Consider the following 1,538-nt stretch of genomic DNA (forward strand, 5'->3'; position numbering starts at 1 on the left):
AGGAGGGAAGTTCCTCCCACCGCCACGTCACCGTGATCCCGTGTCCTTGTCGCCCAACTGACCTCCACCTTGGGAGTGGAGGGTGTTCATTCATCAAAATGAGTGAACAGGTAGAAAGCGGGAGTCACACCCGCCAGCCCCTAGTGTAGCCGCGCCAGCTAGAGTTTCCTCATGCACGCAGCTTCACCACTAAAGCTTCTCAAAGACTGGCAATCCTCAAGAAGGGGGAGTGTGTCTGATTCATGGGTAGGCAACCCAGGAACCAAACAGAAAAGAATTGGCTCATGGATTGGCAGTCCACGCAAAAAATCAAAGACCCTAAAAGTTTTATATTTGATCAAGTTGCGGTCGTCAAGCCCATTTTGGGGAACTGTTATTTATAGAATCTCCGAAGGTGATTCGCAATCATGCTTAAAGTCTCAAAAATTGCATTTTTGAGACTTTAAGAATTTCTTATAGAATTTTTAATAAATATCTTTTATAAATCTCTTATAGAATCACTTTATTAAAATCACTTTAAGAGTAATAAAAAAATGATTTATTACAGCTATGTTCCTAAAGATTTTACAAAACATGTCATGGGAATGATGACGAACGAATATGATCTTGTTGCTAAGAAATTCATATTGAATATGAATACTGATGAAGCAAGCCGTATGATTTCAAAATGGATTGAGCGTTATCATTTACTGGAAACAGCTCAGCAAACCTATCGGAGAAGATTGAACAGTGAGCCGGTTTTTAGCTTGCTAGTTAATTTCAGTTATAGTTATTTACCAGGGCTGAGTGAAAATGAGTGTTGGGAAAAAATTGCTAAAAATGAACCTGGTTTTTTAGTGCAAGTAGAGGCTTACCTGTTTTGTCGAACCAGTGATGCTTTCTTATTTGATGAAAAAACTCAAAAGGTTTTGAATAAAAAAGACAAACAAGATTTAGTGAAGATTAACCGTAGAATCTTTGAGATTTGTCCAAGTGCAGAATCTTTTAACTATATCGGCGATGTTGATCCAATCCGCTCTGGTAAATATGAATTGGTACGTCTGACCAAGCCGAAAAAAAGTATTAAAGAGCTTCAAGCCAAGAATTGGACCAACGAAAAACACGCTACAGACTGGACCTGGCGTCTGACTGATAAAGCCTATAAGGAACAACTAGAACAAGGGAAAAGGGTCGTTTTGCGGTTTCAGAGCCTGATTGAAAAAAATGCCAGTCTGGATGAGAAGAAAGCCTATTTTGAACGCCATTTCCGGGCCTTGGAGGGCTATTTAGGCTACCGTGGGGTACGTCAGCAGATTGGGAATTTGTATCATCTGGAAAAACGCTTATTCAACGATAAGTATAATCATCCCTGGTTTGATCATGGAGCCAGGACATTAAAGCTTTCATATATTAAAAAGATTAAAAATATGATTGCCAACAATACACCGTATCAAGAAGCTGAATCTTGTTATGTGACTGTATTAATGGAAGCTTTCATTACAAAACACGAAAAACAGAGGGAGAAATCCAATAAAATTGAGGTATAGGATGTTTTTTCA

Annotated in this window: 1 protein-coding gene; it reads left to right on the forward strand. The window is 38.9% G+C overall.

What is annotated here, in order from left to right; all coding sequences use genetic code 11:
• Positions 1-533 precede the first annotated feature (533 nt).
• Positions 534-1,526 carry a hypothetical protein gene (locus FTV38_RS17490; protein ID WP_180023043.1) on the forward strand — a complete coding sequence of 331 codons (993 nt, stop codon included), beginning with the start codon at positions 534-536 and terminating at the stop codon, positions 1,524-1,526.
• The last annotated feature ends 12 nt before the right edge of the window (positions 1,527-1,538 follow it).

Source organism: Acinetobacter sp. YH16044, from assembly GCF_013417145.1.
In the GTDB taxonomy this organism is placed as follows: domain Bacteria; phylum Pseudomonadota; class Gammaproteobacteria; order Pseudomonadales; family Moraxellaceae; genus Acinetobacter; species Acinetobacter amyesii.